We start from the raw sequence: 15,343 nt of genomic DNA, 5'->3' as shown, positions 1-15,343 counted from the left end.
TTCAGGAATGAGATAAGGATAATCATGAATAAAACATTTGCCGCGACCGCTATACTCGTCGCACTTGGTTTGACTGCATGTTCAGATGTGCCAGATGCTCAGGTAGTAAATCAGGCTCCCAAACCTGCACATGCCTCGCCTGCCAGTGAGGTTAACGCCGTTTCAGGTGCATTAACTCAAACTCAATTGCAGCAATTGGGGGATACCTTAACAGCCACTTACCGTGTTGTGACTAATATTCCCGATGAGCAATGTAACAAAGCGCTGGCCGAGGGTCGCTGCTTTGTGGCCGAAATCGATTTTGTGCCGGGAATCGATATTGCCAGTCACGACTGGTCGATTTACTTCAGCCAAATGCGTCCGGTGCAATCGGTTCAGAGCGATGAATTTACAATCTCCCACGTAAAGGGCGACTTATACCGCATTGCACCGACTGCGGCTTTTACCGGTTTTAGCAAAGGTGTGAAAAAGACCCTGCGATTCCGTGGTGAGTTATGGCAATTGTCAGAAACTGATGCCATGCCTAATTACTACTTAGTGGCCGAACATTTAGCGCCAGTATTGATTGCGAGTACTCAGGTGGTGCAAGACCCTGAAACCAAATTAGAAGTGCGTCCCTATGTCGAAGGCTACACTGACATGGTGAAGCAATATCGCCGCACTGAAACTGATAAATTGCAACCCGCTGATGCAGCAAGGTTATTTATCAATAATCAAGCAGTAAGCGAAGATGCTGCACTAGCGACTAATGCTATTATTCCTACGCCGCAAAAAGTGCAAGTACATGGCACCGATAAAGCCGTGTCTTTAGCTGCGGGTATTAAAGTTGATTATCAACAGCTTGATCCAACACTGCTGACGCCAAGTCAAGTTGCGGCCGCATTAGCGCGTTTAGCCCGTCTTGGAGTGGCTGAAAACGATCAAGGTCTAGCGGTTAAATTGCAGCATAGTGCGGGCAATGAGGGCAGTTATCAGCTCGATATCAAGGCTAACGAAATCAACATCGCCGCAGCCGATGCTGCCGGTTTTTCCTATGCGCTATCTTCGCTGGCGAGTTTGGTTGATGTGCAAGACTTGCGAGTCAATGCGATGACGATCGAAGATAGTCCACGTTATCCGTTTCGTGGTATGCATATCGATGTGGCACGTAATTTCCACAGCAAACAATTGTTGCTGGATTTGCTCGACCAAATGGCGGCTTATAAGCTCAATAAACTGCATTTACACATGGCTGACGATGAAGGTTGGCGACTCGAAATCGACGGGTTACCTGAGCTGACCGACATCGGTAGTCAACGTTGTCATGATCTTGCTGAAAATACCTGTTTGTTACCGCAATTGGGCAGTGGCCCTTTTGCGGAGTCGAGTGTTAATGGTTTCTATACTAAACAAGACTATATCGACATAGTGAAATATGCTGAGGCGCGTCAAGTTCAAGTGATCCCATCGATGGATATGCCGGGCCACAGCCGAGCGGCAATTAAGTCGATGGAGGCGCGCTACCGTAAGTTACTCGCCGAAGGTAAAGCCGCTGAGGCTAAGACTTATCTACTTTCGGATGCGGACGATAAAACCGTTTATTCCTCGGTGCAGTATTACGACGACAACACGCTGAACGTATGCATGGAATCGACCTATCAGTTTGTCGATAAAGTGATTGATGAGATTGCCAAGTTACATCAAGCCGCCGGTCAGCCATTAACTCGTTATCATATCGGTGCGGATGAAACCGCTGGCGCTTGGAAGCAATCGCCCCAGTGTTTGGCGTTTGTGGCCAATAACGACAAGGGCGTGAAATCAATCGACGAATTAGGCGCTTACTTTATTGAGCGCATTTCAAATCAGTTGGCGAATAAAGGCATTGAAGCAGCGGGATGGAGCGATGGCATGAGCCATGTTCGCCCTGAGAATATGCCCGCTAAGGTACAGTCTAATATTTGGGATGTGATTGCCCACAAAGGTCATTCGCGCGCCAATCAGCAGGCGAATCTCGGCTGGGAAACCGTACTTTCTAATCCTGAGGTGTTGTACTTTGACTTCCCCTATGAGGCCGATCCTAAAGAGCATGGTTATTACTGGGCAAGCCGAGCGACCAATAGCCATAAAGTCTTTAGCTTTATGCCTGATAATTTAGCCGCTAACGCCGAGCAATGGACCGATATTCAACATCAGCCATTCGAAGCAGATGACAGAATAAAACTCGATGAGGCGGGTAAAAAAGTCTCGGGTCCAAGGGAAGAAGGCAAAGCTTTTAGCGGCCTTCAAGGGCAGATCTGGAGCGAGACAATTCGCAGTGACGATACTGCCGAGTACATGATATTTCCACGTTTGTTGATGCTGGCTGAGCGTGCTTGGCATCAAGCCGCGTGGGAAGTGCCTTATCAGTATCAAGGCGCTGTGTATAACCAAAACTCCGGAGCTTTTACCTTAGCCATGCGTGAGGCACAGGCAAAAGATTGGCAACAACTCGCGAATACTTTGGGCCACAAAGAGTTTATCAAGCTAGATAAAGCGGGAATTAATTATCGCGTACCGACGGTCGGCGCTGAGATCCGTGACGGTAAACTGTTTGCCAATATCGCCTATCCCGGGCTTAAACTCGAATACCGTAGTCTCAATGGCCAGTGGCAAGCTTATCAAGTGGGATTGGCGGTCACTGCACCAATTGAGATCAGAGCCATTGCGGCCGATGGTATTCGTAAAGGCCGAAGTTTAATCGTTAACTAAATAAATTTTTATATCTAGCTGTATTTTAAAAATAAAATACAGCCTTTTTATTTTTCTGTGTCGGTAATTTCAGAAAATTTATTTTAGATGAAAAATTGTCTTAAAAAGCAAATGACAACGCTGTCATCTTTGTTATAACATTGGGTTAACTAAGTTTAAATGCAGTCTTAACGATAAAGAATAAGCAACGGTAGCACTGCATGATAGGTGAAGAGGGTGTCATGGGGTTAGTCCAGACAAAAGATCAACCACTGTTTATAGGTGTAGATGGGGGCGGCAGTAAATGTAGAGCCACCATCTACTGCGCAGACGGTACCGTTTTAGGTACTGGTGTTGCTGGACGTGCCAATCCATTGCATGGTCTTGCACAAACATTTGAATCTATTCAAGCATCGACTCGCCTCGCCTTGCTGGATGCGGGAATGAACGAGAGTGATAGTTACTTGCTGGTGGCGGGCCTCGGTCTTGCTGGGGTAAATGTTCCTCGGTTATATCGAGACGTTACTAACTGGCAGCATCCTTTTGCTGCTATGTATGTCACTACAGATTTGCATACGGCTTGTATTGGTGCCCACGGTGGTGCCAATGGTGCTGTGATCATCACGGGTACTGGCTCTTGCGGCTATGCCCATGTTGGCGATACCAGTTTGAGTATTGGTGGTTATGGTTTTGCCTTGGGCGATAAGGGCAGCGGTGCTTGGCTTGGATTAAAAGCCGCCGAACACGTGTTGTTAGCACTCGATGGCTTTGCCGTACCAACTCGATTAACCGATATGCTGTTGAATGAGTTTGGTGTCACCGATGCGCTAGGCATTGTCGAAAATCTAGCCGGAAAGTCCTCAAGTTGCTACGCCGCATTAGCCAGAAGCGTACTCGATTGTGCCAATGAAGGTGATGCTGTAGCGACTGCTATCGTACAAGAAGGAGCGGACTATATAAGCGACATGGCACGTAAGTTATTTAGCCTAAATCCGGTGCGTTTTTCGATGATCGGTGGTCTTGCTGAGCCTTTACAAGCTTGGCTCGGTGCTGATGTGGTTGCCAAAATTTCAGAAACCTTAGCCCCCCCCGAACTCGGCGCTATGTATTTCGCCCAGCAAGAATTTAATAAGTCGTTGTCAGTGCGCATAGGCACTGAAGCTAAATCCTGTATTTGAATGTGAAGGTAAAAGACATGACAAACACTATTATGGAGCAAGAGGCTCGCACTGCACCGCAAAAAATCGCGGATAAATTAGAGGCTAACGCTGACATCATGCAGCAGTTAGGTGAGAAACTGCGCGCCTTCGCCCCCCGTTTTGTGATGATAGTTGGTCGCGGCTCATCGGATCATGCGGGAGTGTTCGCTAAATACTTATTTGAAGTTGAAGCGGGTGTACCGACCTTCGCCGCCGCACCTTCAGTGGCGAGTGTGTATGGTAAAACCTTGAAACTCGAAGGCGCGTTAGTCATTGTGATTTCACAATCTGGCCGTAGCCCTGACATTTTGGCGCAGGCGCGTATGGCAAAAAATGCCGGTGCTTTCTGTGTTGCCTTAGTGAATGATGAAAGTGCACCGATTAAAGATATCGTCGATGTCGTTGTGCCTTTACGTGCCGGCGAAGAAAAAGCCGTTGCTGCGACTAAAAGTTATCTCGCGACTTTGTCGGCGATTTTACAACTCGCCGCCGCTTGGACCCAGAGTGAATCGCTCGCTAGCGCCGTAGCGTCTTTACCCCAAGCGCTGCAAACCGCGGTGGATGCTGAGCCACAACTCACGCCAGAATCCGTTGCCGACGTGAAGAACTTAGTCGTACTCGGCCGTGGTTTAGGTTATGCGGTATCTAAGGAAATCGCGCTTAAGTTAAAAGAAGTGTGCTCAATCCATGCCGAAGCGTTCAGCAGCGCCGAGTTCCTCCACGGCCCTGTGACCTTAGTTGAGAAAAAACTCACTATCGTCGATGTCTGTATTGGCGATGAATCCTATGCTAGCCATATTGAACAAATTGAAAACGTAAGCCAACGCGGCGCCGATTTAGTGCACCTGAATCAAACCTCGACCGACATTCACCCACGTGTTGCACCGTTAGCCTTGTTACAACGTTTTTATATCGATGTGGCTGCGGTTGCGATTGCCCGTGGTATCGATCCCGACCAACCGGCTGGCCTTAAAAAAGTAACCCAAACGCTTTAAGTTGCCTAGCTTTAAGCGGCAAAGTGTAAGAGGTCTAGGTAGGCTGCACGATTAAGCATCTGCAGCTAAGCCCACGCGGTTAACTTAATTTAAGCCTTAAGCTAACTGCGTTATTTATTGAAAGAGGTTTGCGATGAAAATCACCTTGATCGCTGAGCGTATTTTTGATGGTGAATATTTCCATCAAGATGTGCCTGTGACTGTTGAAGACGGGCATATTCTGGCGTTTGATACGGTTGTTGGCGCGAAGGAAATCCGCCAAGCCGGAACGCTGGTGCCTGGTTTTATCGATGTACAAGTGAACGGCGGCGGCGGGGCGTTATTCAATGCCGATCCGAGTGTTAATTGCATTGAGACTATCGGCCGTGCCCATGCGCGTTTTGGCACGACGGGATTTTTACCCACACTTATCACCGATGATGTCAGCGTGATGGCCAATGCGGCTGATGCCGTGGCCGAGGCCTTAGTGAAAGGTAGCGCTGGCGTTTTAGGGGTGCATTTTGAAGGGCCACATTTATCTGTGCCTAAAAAAGGTGTGCATCCACAGGGCTTTATTCGCGAAATCTCAGAGGCTGAACTCGCGGTATTTTGTCGCCAAGATCTGGGGATTAAAGTGGTCACGCTTGCGCCTGAGAATGTGTCACCAGAGGTGATCCGCACGCTTGTCGCCTCGGGTGTTAAGGTGTGTTTGGGTCATTCTAATGCCGACTACGATACTGTGGTTGCGGCATTAGCGGCAGGCGCGACGGGCTTTACCCACCTTTATAATGCGATGTCACCACTTGGTTCCCGTGAGCCGGGCATGGTTGGCGCGGCGATTGAGAGTGAAACTACTTGGTGTGGTTTGATTGTCGATGGTCACCATGTGCATCCCGCTGCCGCAAAGGTCGCATTACGGGCAAAACCTAGAGGCAAAATGATGTTAGTCACAGATGCTATGCCGCCTGTCGGTATGGACGATGAGACTAGCTTTGAGCTTTTTGGTACTCAAGTGCTGAGAGTCGGCGATAGATTAAATGCCGTGACCGGTGAGCTGGCGGGTTGTGTGCTCGATATGGCGACTGCGGTCAATAATACGGTGAACTTGTTAGGTTTACCTTTGGCGGAAGCCTTGAGAATGGCGGCGTTATATCCCGCACAGTTCCTCGGGATTGACCATAAGGCTGGCCGTTTAGCACTGGGACATAGGGCTGACTTTGTCTTGCTCGATGCGCACAACAAAGTGCAGGCAAATTACATTGCGGGACAAGCCGTCTATTCAGGGCCGATTTATGCGGGCCAGGTAATAGGGGCTCGTCCTTAAACTGGGTTTGCAGCAAAGGTAATGTTTAACATCTAACCCTTATCGTATTTTGATGACAGGGGCTAAGTTTTTTTATTGTACAGCACTCATTTTAAACAGTATTAGTTTTGATCAACTTTTATAAAAGCTTTTAATAACAATAATAAAGGATGATGTATGGACACTACACAGACAAGCGCAATTGTGCCGGGAAAAGCGAATAAACCTAGGTTGATGTCTCTGGATGCACTGCGCGGCTTCGATATGTTCTGGATTTTGGGCGGTGAGGCCCTGTTTGGGGGCTTGCTTATTTTAACGGGCTGAGCAGGTTGGCAATGGGGCGATGAACAAATGCACCATAGCCAATGGCATGGTTTTCACTTCTACGATTTGATTTTTCCGCTGTTTATTTTCCTCTCTGGTGTGGCCTTAGGGTTATCTCCCAAGCGTTTAGATAAATTACCTATGAGTGAGCGATTACCAGTGTATCGGCATGGGATTAAACGACTCTTTTTATTGCTGCTACTGGGCATTTTATATAATCACGGTTGGGGTACGGGCGCGCCTGCCGATCCTGAAAAAATTCGCTATGCCAGTGTGTTAGGTCGAATCGCCTTTGCATGGTTCTTTGCCGCATTACTGGTGTGGCACACGAGTCTACGAACGCAAGTTATTGTCGCCTTGGGCATTTTGCTCGGTTATGGCGCAATGCAACTTTGGTTGCCTTTCCCCAGTGGACAGGCGGGTGTGTTCTCGCCAACGCAATCCATCAATGCCTATGTCGATTCGATTTTATTGCCTGGCGTCAGCTATCAGGGACGCACACCCGATCCTGAAGGTTTGTTATCGACCATTCCCGCCGTAGTCAATGCGTTAGCGGGTGTGTTTGTCGGGTACTTTATTGTTAAATCCCATCCTCAAGGTGAGTGGGTCAAAGTGGGATTACTCGCCACTGCAGGTGGCGCTTGGTTAGCCTTAGGTTGGCTGTTGGATGGTGTTATTCCTGTCAATAAAGAGCTGTGGACCAGTTCATTTGTGCTGGTGACGTCGGGCTGGAGCATGATCCTGCTGGCGCTATTCTATGCCTTAGTCGATGTGCTTAAGTGGCAAAAAGTCGCATTTTTCTTCGTGGTGATAGGCACGAACGCCATCATTATTTATTTAGCGTCGAGCATAGTAGATTGGAAATATATCGCCCAAAGTGTGTTTGGCGGGCTAGTAGCGGCTTTACCTCAAAGCGCTCAAGCGTTAGCTGCGGTTATCAGCTTACTTGCGGTGCAGTGGCTGGTTTTATATTGGATGTATCGGCGCAAGATTTTTTTCAGGATTTAGTCAGTTAGGTTCATTTATTCAGATAGGCCGTAGATATGTTGTGTTTGTGGCTTATTACTATTTGGATATGGCTTACGCCCTAGCAGTTTGGTTGCGGTGCCAATGTCAGAGTTATATAGCGTTGAGTGGTAAATCGTAAATGACAGCGTTGTCTTTTTGTGTTATTTGTTTTAACATCGCTGAAACAATGGTGCATTTAGATAGTAACATTAGCCATTGCGGACGAGTCGCGATACGGATATTCGGGAACTTAGGCATTAATTTAAATCCCGTTATCACCTAAATAATTAATTACTATAAGAAGCAGGTTTATGGAAATGACACTCGATAAAAGCCAGCAGAAAAGCAGCTTTCTCCCTATGGCCATAGTGGCCGCGCTCTTTTTCATCCTCGGATTCGCCACTTGGTTGAATGGTTCTTTGATGCCGTATTTGAAACAAATATTGCAACTTAATCCCTTCCAAGCGTCGTTGATCCTGTTTTCTTTCTACATTGCAGTGACCTTTACTGCCTTGCCATCCGCTTGGCTTATTCGCAAAGTCGGCTATAAGAATGGTATGGCGATAGGCATGGGCGTGATGATGTTGGCGGGTTTACTGTTTATCCCTGCTGCGGAAACACAAATTTTTGCCTTATTCCTTTTCGCCCAATTAGTGATGGGCGCAGGCCAAACCTTATTACAAACTGCGGTTAACCCTTATGTGGTGCGTTTGGGGCCAGAAGAGTCTGCCGCTGCCCGTGTGAGTGTGATGGGCATTTTGAATAAAGGTGCGGGTGTGATTGCGCCTTTGGTGTTTTCGGCGTTGATTTTAGACAGCTTTAAAGATCGTATAGGTACTGAGCTGACTCAAGTGCAAATTGAAGAAATGGCTGACGGTTTAGTATTGCCCTATTTAGGCATGGCCATTTTTATCGGTATCTTAGCGCTCGCGGTAAAAAAATCTCCCTTACCAGAGTTATTGAATGAAGATGAAGCTGCTGAAAATACTGATAAAGGGCAACTTAAAGCGGCATTATCTCACCCTAACTTAGCCTTTGGCGTGTTAGCGCTGTTTGTTTATGTGGCTGTAGAGGTGATTGCTGGCGATACCATTGGCACATTTGCTTTGTCTTTAGGCATAGAGTCATACGGTGTGATGACTTCCTATACCATGGTGTGTATGGTGCTGGGTTATTCTTTAGGTATCCTGTTAATCCCGCGTTTTATTTCCCAACCTAAGGCCTTGATGGTTTCAGCCATCTTAGGTTTAGTTCTGACATGTGGCATTTTATTTGGCGACAATAACTCTTACGCCATCGCAAATATTCTGTTAGTGCCTTTTGGTGGTGTGGCGCTGCCTGATACTTTGTTGATGATTGCCTTTCTTGGTTTAGCCAATGCGATTGTTTGGCCTGCGGTGTGGCCGCTAGCACTGTCTGGTATGGGGAAATTGACCAGTACAGGTTCAGCGCTACTTATCATGGGGATTGCGGGGGGCGCATTTGGGCCTGTGTCTTGGGGATTAATGAGCTCAGCGACAGATATGGGCATGCAGGGCGGTTATATTGTGATGTTGCCCTGTTATCTATTCATCCTGTTCTACGCGGTGAAAGGCCATAAAATGCGTCGTTGGTAATCAGTGATTATTCAAAAAGTCTTTAATAAATAACGTATTTAATGGTATTCAGATAAAAATAAAACCGCCTTATTATGCTAGTAATAGGGCGGTTTTGCATTGAGATATCACAACTGTGGGGCGTTAGAATGCGTAACTCAGGGTGGCGAGTACAGTATCTTTAGTTTTAAAGGCACCATCAGTCACTTTTTGAGCTCCAGTAAGATCTGTCCCTAACCACGCAAGTGATAGACCAAAACCTGCAAATTCAGTTGACACTCCAATAGAATAATCGGAGTAACTGTCGAAACCTTCGCCATCATCTAGGGCATCGCCAGCATTGTAGCCGTAGTGTAGATCGAGATTCCAATTTTCCACAAATGTGTAGGAATAGTTGAGTTCGGTATAGTGATAGTCTAAGTCGCTTCCTCCATAATCATTGGTAAACCAATAGGCTAGACGAAAACCTTTAAACTCAACGCCAGCAGTTACTTCAAAGTAACCAAGATCACTCTCACCTGAATAGTTATAACGATAAAGCGTGATATCGTAACTCAAATCATCATTGAGATCGTTGCCATAGGCGACATAAAAATCGTACTCAACATCCGGACCGTTATAGCCTGGCTCGTCAAAGTCCACATTACTTGCCCAAGCACCAACAGATAGGCCAGAGTCAAATCCCCAGTCTATACCCGCTTGGAGAGCGGGATCGCCTGCGGTTTGTGATATGCCACGGAAACGATAGTCGTTAGTCAGACTAATTTCCCCAGTGACTTCGGCGGCGGCAATGCCGGAGAATAGGGTTGTGGTTAGCGCGAGTCCGACAAGCTGTATCAGCCGTTTTTTATTCAGATTATTATACACGGTATTTCTCCCATTTTCTTTGTTGACTCGGACGTGCTACTAGCGACCATGCTAATCCAATCGCACCAGTGCATCCGTTGGTTTGCCAAACAACAGCCTAGGAAAACCCGTTGCTGTGACCTCATGGCGAGTTATTGCTAAGATAACTTAGCTTTTTTGAGGCTAACATCAGCCTCATTGATCTCACTTTTGTTCGAAAATGACGTAAACCTTGCGGCAGGGTTCCACTACTTCCCAAGTGCCTTGAAAACCCGCGGGTATAATAAACCTGTCGCCCACAGTGAAAGTCTGCGATTGACCTTGAAGATCGGTGATAACACTTATCCCTTCGAGGATTTCGCAGTACTCGTATTCAGTGTAGTTTATTTTCCAAGCACCTGATTCACTTTGCCAAATCCCACTGTGAAATTGATCACAAGGGCTAGAATAATGATTCTCTAACCTTTGAGTTGGATTGCCAGTTAACAACTTTTCCGTCGGTAACTGGTAGGTTTCGACGGGTGTTTGCGCCGAAGCAAAGCGAATAATGGCGTTGATGCTCACAGTCATTTGCGATTTCCTTGTTGAGCTGACATTCGGCTATTTCATCGTTGGCATCACAAACTCGGCTTGAGTCTGTTTACCCACAGGCCAGCGGGCAGTAATTGCCTTACGCTTGGTATAAAAACGCACGCCATCGGGGCCATGCATATGCAGCGGCCCAAACAGTGAACGCTTCCAACCGCCAAAACTGTGGAACGCCATCGGCACTGGGATCGGTACATTCACTCCAACCATACCGACTTGCACGTGGTGACAGAAATGCCTTGCCGCTTCACCACTTTGGGTGAAAATCGCCGTGCCATTGCCAAATTCGTGTCGGTTAATCAGCTCAAGCGCCGTTGGGTAATCTTTCACGCGCACAATCGCCAGCACTGGGCCAAAGATTTCTTCGCGGTAGATGCTCATTTCAGGCGTGACATGGTCGAACAAACAGGCGCCGAGGAAATAACCCTGTGGATTTTCTTCAACACTCAGTTTACGGCCATCGACCAGCAGCGCTGCACCTTCTTGCACACCGGCTTCAACATATTGGGTGACTTTGGCAAGGTGCTGTTTTGAGATCAGCGGGCCCATTTCCATCTCTGGCGTCAGGCCGTTGCCGACTTTTAAGGTTTGGATTTGCGGTAGCAGTTTTTCCACTAACGCGTCGCCCACATCGCCTACCGCGAGTACGACTGAAATTGCCATACAACGCTCACCAGCACTGCCGTAAGCGGCACCCATTAAGGCGCTAACGGCTTGATCTAAATCTGCATCTGGCATGAGTAACATATGGTTTTTCGCGCCGCCTAAGGCTTGCACGCGTTTGCCATGTTTAGAGGCTGTGCTGTAGATGTATTCAGCAATCGGCGTTGAGCCTACAAAGCTCACCGCTTGCACATCTTTATGGGTGAGTAAGGTATCGACGGCTTCTTTGTCGCCGTTAATCACGTTAAACACGCCATCGGGAAGACCCGCTTCTTTAAGCAGCTCGGCAATACGCATCACTGAGCTCGGGTCTTTTTCCGAGGGTTTCATAATAAAGGTGTTACCGCAGGCAATCGCGATTGGGAACATCCACATGGGAACCATCACGGGGAAGTTAAAGGGCGCTATGCCTGCGACAACACCTAAAGCTTGATTAACTGACCAAGAATCGACGCCGCCACCCACTTGCTGGGTGTGTTCACCTTTAAGCAAGTGCGGAATACCACAGGCAAATTCGACCACTTCGAGACCGCGGATCAACTCGCCCTTAGCATCGTCGATCACTTTGCCGTGCTCACGGGTGATAAGCTGCGCCATTTCATCTAGGTGCTGCTCGACTAAGGCTTTGAATTTAAAAAGCACTCGAGCACGGTTGAGCGGCGTGACTTGTGACCAGGTTTCAAAGGCGGTTTTAGCGATTGCGATAGCTTCGCCGACTTCGGTTTCGCTTGCCAGTGAGACTTGGCCACGTAGCTCACCCGTGGCGGGTTCAAAAATATCTTGGGTTCTTATACTGGCAGGGGTGTGCTGACCATTAACAAAATGAGTGATCTTGAGCATAGTTAACCTTTGATGTTCCCCGCCGCAGCGGGGTGTTAAATGTGAGAGTGGATTAAGCTGCGAGTGCGGTTATCCAACGGCGTTAATGGCATCGCTTAGGCTGTTAACCATTTGATCAATCTCGCATTTATCGACAATCAGTGGTGGTGACATGGCAATGATGTCGCCCGTGGCTCGCACTAAAGTGCCGTGGCGGAAGCAGTGTTCAAACACGCCGTAACCCCGTTTACCCGCGCCTTGAGCGTTAGGGGAGAATTGAATCCCCGCCACTAAGCCTGTGTTGCGAATATCAATCACATTCGGCAGGCCCTTGAGGCTGTGCACAGTGTCTTCAAAGTAGCGTTCAAGCTCAAAACTGCGCTCGAATAATCGCTCATGCTCATAAATTGATAGTGTGGCAAGTGCGGCTGCTGCTGCGACTGGATGACCGGAATAGGTGTAACCGTGGAAAAACTCAATCAGCTCAGTAGGGCCTTGCATGCAAGTGTCGTGGATAAAATCTTGCACGAACACTGCGCCCATAGGGATGGCGCCGTTATTGATGGCTTTAGCAGTGGTGATTATATCTGGGATAACGCCCCAACGTTGACTCGCAAAAGCGGCGCCAACACGGCCGAAAGCGGTAATGACTTCGTCAAAAATCAGTAGGATGCCGTGCTTCTTAGTGATTTCACGCAGACGTTTTAAGTAACCTTGGGGCGGCAATATCACCCCGGCAGAACCCGACATAGGTTCAACGATTACGGCGGCAATATTCTCGGCGCCATGCAGGGTCACTAACTGTTCTAATACCTCGGCTTTTTCAGCGCCAAAGGGCGAGAGTCCACGGGTAAATGCCGCATTTTGGATATCTAAGGTGTGGGGTAAGTGATCGACACCTTGTAATAATTGGCCGCTAAAGGCCTTGCGGTTATTGCTTAAGCCCCCCACAGATATGCCGCCAAAGCCGACGCCGTGGTAGCCCATTTCGCGGCCGATAAAGCGGGTGCGAGAGGCTTGACCGTTGGCTCTGTGATAGCAAAGTGCCATCTTAAGTGCTGTATCGACGGACTCAGAACCTGAGTTAGTAAAGAATACTTTGTTCAATCCCTCTGGGCTTAACTCTGTTAAACGCTCTGCGAGTTCAAAGGCGATAGGGTGACCCATTTGGAAGGAGGGCGCGTAGTCCATCTGTTTAATTTGTTTACTGACCGCTTCGCTGATTTCCTTGCGACCATGGCCTGCGTTACAACACCATAAACCGGCGGTGGCATCTAATACCTTATTACCATCAATATCCGTGTAATACATGCCTTCGGCCTTGGCGAGTAACCGCGGGCTAGCTTTAAATTGGCGGTTGGCGGTAAAAGGCATCCAGAAATGTTCAAGTGAGGGATGATCAAGTGAGGAGTCGCTTGCACAATTGAGCGGCAAATCGGCCATAGTGTCTACCTTGTCCTGTATTTTCAGGTCTTGTTTTAGGGTGGCTAATATTTGCTATGCTATGTTAGAAATAATGAACATGGAAGAGGTGTGTGCAGTTAATTATGGCAAAAAAGCTATTTTTGTAAAAAATATTGAATTTTATGGTTTAAACAGCGTAACCTGAAGCTCGAATTATGACTGTGATGATGTTTAGCATTTGCGCTAAAGTCGTCACAGACCCCTATTTTCTTGTCGATGAACGATAAACCACACCTATACGAATGATTAAGAGGTCATCATGAGCACACCGAAGAGCCGCAGCGAATGGGAAAGTCTGGCTGCCAGTCTATCTATTAATGGTAAGGCGTTTATCAATGGCGAATACCAAGATGCCGTTTCGGGTAACACCTTCGATTGTATTAGTCCTATCGATGGCCGCTTGTTGGTAAAAGTGGCTAGTTGCGATCTTGCAGATGCTAATCTTGCGGTTGCTAATGGTCGCAGCGTATTTGAGTCTGGTGTTTGGTCGCAGCAGTCTCCGGTAAAGCGCAAACAAGTGATGATACGTTTCGCCGAGTTACTGGAGGAAAATGCCAATGAACTCGCACTGTTAGAAACCCTCGACATGGGTAAACCGATTCGTTTCTCTAAAGCGGTGGATGTGGCGGGTGCTGCCCGTGCGATTCGCTGGTCTGGCGAAGCGATTGATAAAATTTACGATGAACTTGCGCCAACGGCTCACAACGAAATTGGCATGATCACCCGTGAACCAGTCGGGGTTGTGGCCGCGATTGTGCCGTGGAACTTCCCTATGCTGATGGCGTGTTGGAAGCTCGGGCCAGCGCTTGCCACGGGTAACAGTGTAGTATTAAAACCCTCTGAAAAGTCACCCTTAACGGCTATCCGTATGGCGCAATTGGCTATTGAAGCTGGGATCCCACAAGGCGTACTCAACGTGTTGCCAGGATTTGGTCATACTGTGGGTAAAGCCTTAGCGTTGCATATGGATGTGGATACGTTGGTGTTCACAGGTTCCACCAAAATTGCAAAACAATTAATGATTTATGCAGGTGAATCGAACATGAAACGCGTGTGGTTAGAGGCCGGAGGCAAGAGCCCCAATATCGTCTTTAATGACGCGCCAGATCTGAAAGCTGCTGCTGTTGCTGCGGCCGAAGCCATTGCCTTTAACCAAGGTGAAGTTTGCACCGCAGGTTCGCGTTTGCTGGTGGAATCCGGGGTGAAAGATGAGCTTATCGCGCTTATTGCTGAGGAGTTAGCCTCATGGCATCCGGGGCATCCACTCGATCCCGCCACTGTGAGCGGCGCCGTTGTCGATAAACAACAGTTAGACACAGTACTCAGCTACATCAAAGCGGGTAAAGACGAAGGTGCAACCTTAGTCCACGGTGGCAGCCAAGTTATGGCTGACACGGGCGGTGTATATGTGCAGCCAACAGTATTTTCGAATGTAAACAACCAGATGAAAATTGCCAGCGAAGAGATATTCGGCCCTGTGTTATCTGTCATTGAATTTAATGGCATGGAAGAGGCGATATCAATAGCCAACGATACCATCTACGGCTTAGCCGCTGGGGTGTGGACTTCGGATATCAGCAAGGCCCATAAAACCGCCAAAGCCCTACGCTCAGGCATGGTGTGGATCAACCATTACGATGGCGGCGACATGACAGCGCCGTTCGGAGGCTATAAACAGTCAGGTAATGGCCGAGATAAATCTCTGCACTCCTTCGACAAATACACAGAACTGAAAGCGACTTGGATCGTGCTATAAGCGCTTAGTTTTTATAACTGCTCTTTTTTTGTCTATATAAAAGAAGGAGTCGCTTTCGCTCAATACTAAAACCTCTTTTCATATTACATGGAAAGAGG

At 47.9% G+C, this 15,343-nt stretch carries 10 protein-coding genes and 1 pseudogene; 7 read left to right on the top strand and 4 right to left on the bottom strand.

Annotated elements, in window-relative coordinates:
- Positions 1-24: 24 nt before the first annotated feature.
- The 6 genes and pseudogenes from SPUTW3181_RS16055 to nagP all read left to right on the top strand — a co-directional run bounded on the left by SPUTW3181_RS16055 (position 25) and on the right by nagP (position 9,130).
- Entirely contained in the window at positions 25-2,727 is a 2,703-nt protein-coding gene (locus SPUTW3181_RS16055; RefSeq protein ID WP_011790356.1) for a family 20 glycosylhydrolase, read from the top strand.
- Between the two features lie 221 nt (positions 2,728-2,948).
- Positions 2,949-3,884: an N-acetylglucosamine kinase gene (gene nagK, locus SPUTW3181_RS16050; RefSeq protein WP_041408448.1), complete on the top strand. Its 936-nt coding sequence runs from the start codon at positions 2,949-2,951 to the stop codon at positions 3,882-3,884.
- 17 nt (positions 3,885-3,901) lie between these two features.
- Positions 3,902-4,900 (top strand): glucosamine-6-phosphate deaminase NagB-II, encoded by a 999-nt coding sequence (nagB-II, locus tag SPUTW3181_RS16045; protein WP_011790354.1) that lies wholly within the window; start codon positions 3,902-3,904, stop codon positions 4,898-4,900.
- A gap of 133 nt (positions 4,901-5,033) precedes the next feature.
- Positions 5,034-6,203 carry an N-acetylglucosamine-6-phosphate deacetylase gene (gene nagA, locus SPUTW3181_RS16040; protein ID WP_011790353.1) on the top strand — a complete coding sequence of 390 codons (1,170 nt, stop codon included), beginning with the start codon at positions 5,034-5,036 and terminating at the stop codon, positions 6,201-6,203.
- A 156-nt stretch (positions 6,204-6,359) separates the two neighbouring features.
- Positions 6,360-7,514, top strand: a pseudogene (gene nagX, locus SPUTW3181_RS16035) (transmembrane glucosamine N-acetyltransferase NagX).
- A gap of 317 nt (positions 7,515-7,831) precedes the next feature.
- Complete coding sequence (gene nagP / locus SPUTW3181_RS16030; protein WP_011790352.1) at positions 7,832-9,130, top strand: N-acetylglucosamine MFS transporter NagP; 1,299 nt, start codon at positions 7,832-7,834, stop codon at positions 9,128-9,130.
- Positions 9,131-9,253: 123 nt separating this feature from the next.
- Here nagP and SPUTW3181_RS16025 read toward each other — a convergent pair whose 3' ends face one another.
- The 4 genes from SPUTW3181_RS16025 to SPUTW3181_RS16010 all read right to left on the bottom strand — a co-directional run bounded on the left by SPUTW3181_RS16025 (position 9,254) and on the right by SPUTW3181_RS16010 (position 13,468).
- The gene (locus SPUTW3181_RS16025) at positions 9,254-9,976 is read right to left on the bottom strand and encodes a TorF family putative porin (RefSeq protein ID WP_011790351.1); all 723 of its coding nucleotides are present in this window, start codon (positions 9,974-9,976) and stop codon (positions 9,254-9,256) included.
- 183 nt (positions 9,977-10,159) lie between these two features.
- Positions 10,160-10,525, bottom strand: a complete 366-nt coding sequence (locus tag SPUTW3181_RS16020) for a cupin domain-containing protein (RefSeq protein WP_011790350.1) — start codon at positions 10,523-10,525, stop codon at positions 10,160-10,162.
- Positions 10,526-10,555: 30 nt separating this feature from the next.
- Entirely contained in the window at positions 10,556-12,046 is a 1,491-nt protein-coding gene (locus SPUTW3181_RS16015) for a CoA-acylating methylmalonate-semialdehyde dehydrogenase (protein ID WP_011790349.1), read from the bottom strand.
- Positions 12,047-12,115: 69 nt separating this feature from the next.
- Positions 12,116-13,468, bottom strand: a complete 1,353-nt coding sequence (locus tag SPUTW3181_RS16010; RefSeq protein ID WP_011790348.1) for an aspartate aminotransferase family protein — start codon at positions 13,466-13,468, stop codon at positions 12,116-12,118.
- Between the two features lie 280 nt (positions 13,469-13,748).
- On the opposite strand from SPUTW3181_RS16010, the gene SPUTW3181_RS16005 reads away from it, so the two are divergent.
- Positions 13,749-15,245 carry an aldehyde dehydrogenase gene (locus SPUTW3181_RS16005; protein ID WP_011790347.1) on the top strand — a complete coding sequence of 499 codons (1,497 nt, stop codon included), beginning with the start codon at positions 13,749-13,751 and terminating at the stop codon, positions 15,243-15,245.
- Positions 15,246-15,343: the final 98 nt, after the last annotated feature.

It is taken from the genome of Shewanella sp. W3-18-1, assembly GCF_000015185.1.
Taxonomy (GTDB): domain Bacteria; phylum Pseudomonadota; class Gammaproteobacteria; order Enterobacterales; family Shewanellaceae; genus Shewanella; species Shewanella putrefaciens.
The sequence above is the reverse complement of the archived record's forward strand: the minus strand, read 5'-3'. Positions and strand labels throughout refer to the sequence as shown.